This window comes from Candidatus Frankia nodulisporulans (genome assembly GCF_902806475.1).
Taxonomy (GTDB): Bacteria; Actinomycetota; Actinomycetes; order Frankiales; family Frankiaceae; genus Frankia; species Frankia umida.
The window spans coordinates 1-2562 of sequence record NZ_CADCWS010000397.1; the positions used below are offsets into that span (position 1 = coordinate 1).

The 2562-nt window shown below is 70.3% G+C and carries 2 protein-coding genes and 1 pseudogene; all 3 read right to left on the reverse strand.

Annotated features, from left to right (window positions below):
• Positions 1-250, reverse strand: a pseudogene (locus G6R24_RS23015) (integrase); the annotation flags it as partial.
• On the reverse strand, positions 247-522 hold the full coding sequence (locus G6R24_RS20160) for a helix-turn-helix transcriptional regulator (RefSeq protein WP_217451641.1): 276 nt from the start codon (positions 520-522) through the stop codon (positions 247-249). The gene G6R24_RS20160 and the pseudogene G6R24_RS23015, both read right to left, overlap by 4 nt.
• 317 nt (positions 523-839) lie before the next feature.
• Positions 840-2562 (reverse strand): YfjI family protein (locus G6R24_RS20165; protein ID WP_338084484.1); only part of this gene is annotated, 1723 nt, incomplete at its 5' end.

Here is a 2562-nt window from a genome sequence, read left to right on the forward strand (position 1 = left end):
GGAGTCCGGTTTCGATGTCGAACGCCTCTCCCCGCTTCGCGACGGCAAGCAGTTCGGCGCGCCGGGAGTCAGCGAGACGGGCTGTGGCGTAGTTGCGGCTGTGCGACTTCGGACCGACCTTCCAGCGCACCTGGTGGGTCGTGTTCCGGCTCTTATTGGTGATCTTCTTGACTGACCAGACGCGAACATCAAAGGATGTTGGCCGGCCGCCCTGGTCGGGGCGACCGGCGCCGGACGGCGTCGTAGTCATGCGGCGGGGCTCTGGACCCGGCTGTCGATCCAGGCATTCAGATCGACGCGGTCGATGCGTAGCTGCCCGTTCGGCAGCTTGATGACCTTCGGTGCGACCCCACGAGCCCGCCAGTCGTCGAACGTGCTCCGGGCGAGCGGCCCGTGCTCGTCTCCAAGTTCGGCCAGGACGACGGTGAGGGGAAGCAGCTCTCGACGACCAGTGCGCGCCGATGAAGACGACTGCGTGGCTTTCTTGCCGGCGGAGTTTTGCTTCTGAGTGGATGTGGCCATCCTTGGGGTGCTCCTTCTGGGAGGGAGTGCGGCCCCGGCGGGGTGCTTGGCGGCTTGTCGCCGGGGCCGCTTCGGTCGGGCTGAGGAACTGACGTCGTCCGGTGGCCCGCGAACCCCGGCGACACGGCGGTGACAGCGGTGACAGCCGGGCGGCCTCGCGCCGGGGAATCCCCGAACCCCGGTGACACGGTGACAAACGGCCTTCCGGCGAGCGTTTCCGCAGGTCAGAGCGGGTGCAAGCCCGTCACCAGGGGTGGTGACAGGGCGGTGACAGCGGTGACAGTCAGAAGCCGATCGCCGGGTGGCTGTCACCGGTGTCACCAGCGCTCGTTGGGGCTGCTGCCAGGGTGTTCGGTGTTCTGGCCGGCGGTGAAGGCGTCGTCGATGGCGTTTGTCACCGTGTCACCGCTGTCGGCGAGTTCCCGGGCGCGGGGGTGGAGTTCGTGGCGGCCGTCGGGACGTTGCCGGATCCAGCCGAGGGCGGCGAGGGTGTCGAGGACGGCGGCGACGTCGCTGGTCTTGGGAAGCTGGCGCCTGAGGCTTCGGTGCAGGTCCCTGCGGGTGAAGTCGGTCATCTGCTTGTTGATGAGGAAGCGCAGGGTCCGACCGGCGGGTCCGCTGGCCGGGTCGGCGGTGATCGTGTGTAGGGCGGCGGTGCAGTGGGCGGCGAGGACGTCGGCGAGGTGGATGGCGGCGGCCATCTGCTCGGCGGTGATGGGGCGGTGCCAGCCGTCGTGGGGGTGATGGGCGAGGTGGAGCAGGCCGGCGAGGCGCAGGGTGGTGCCGGCGAGCTTGTTGGCCCATTCGCGCATGTCATGGAACTGGCCGCCGGGCCGTAGCTGGACCTCGATGCGTTCGGCGTGGGCGATGCGCAGGGCGGCGGCGGCGCCAGTGAGGGTGATGACGGCGGGGTCGTCGGTCCAGGTGGCGAACGTGGTGGCGAGGGTGTGGATGGTGCGGGTGTAGCGGTCGGCGATGGGCGGGGGGACGGGGGGTGCTTGGACGTCGCGCCAGCCGCCGAGCGAGGTGGGGATGACGAACAGGAACCGGGCGACCAGGCCCCGGCCGGCGAGGTCACCATCGGCGCCGAACTTGCGGAGCACGGTGGGTTGGATCATCACGCCGACGGTGAGGGCGGGTGCGGGGATGAACTCCGGCGGTCGGCCCTTGCGGTCGACGCGCATCGGCTCGCCGGGGTGGCCTTTGAGGTAGGGGTCGAGGTTGGGGGCTTTGGAGTACTGGCCGGCGAGGATGTCGAAGACGCCGCCTTCGGGGGAGATCAGGGCCATGCGTCCGCCGTGTTCGGCCATGAGGCTGGTGAGTTCTTCGGGGGTGACGTTGTCGCAGAGCAGCCGGGGCAGCGTGGGGACGTCGATGGCGTCGGCGGCCAGGATCGCGTCGACCGCTTCGGCTCTGGCGGCTGTCCGCTTGTCTTCGGCTGCCCTACCGACGGTGTTCTTCGCCTGCTCGGCTTCGCGGGCCGCGACTTCGCGCAGGGCGGCGTTCTGCTTGGCCAGGGGGGCGATGTGGTCGGTGAGGGTTTTCTCTGCGGCTTGCAGGGGGGCGGTGAGGGTGCCGTGGACGGGGCTTTTGCGTTCGCCGGGGTCGGCGACGGCGGCGAGGAACAGGTTGACCGGTTCCCGCCAGCCGGCGATGGGTTCGACCTGCAGCCGGCCACCGGCGCAGGCGGACAGGACGGCGAGGGCGACCGCGCCGGCCATGGCGGGGTCGGTCTGGGTGAAGGTGGCGACGGCGCGGACCATGTCGGCGAGCCAGTCGGGGAACACCTCGATCGGGAACGGAGGGGGTGGCGCGGGGCTGGTGAGCGGGACGGGGAGTTCCCACATCGGTCCGCCGTTGACGGGCGGGGTCAGGGTGGGGTTATGAGGGCGGATCGGCTGGATGGTGGCTGGTGGTGGTGAGGTCACGGCCCCTCCTTCGAGGATGCGTACGGGCTTCTGGCGGGCCTGCGGGTAGTCGGCCTGGTGAGGCGGTCGGTGGCGGGTGACGGCAGTGGCGGGCTTCTCAGGAAGTCCCGAG

Excerpts from the sequence above, each read along its gene's own strand:
- G6R24_RS20160 (WP_217451641.1), bottom strand. The coding sequence starts at position 522 with ATGGCCACATCCACTCAGAAGCAAAACTCCGCCGGCAAGAAAGCCACG.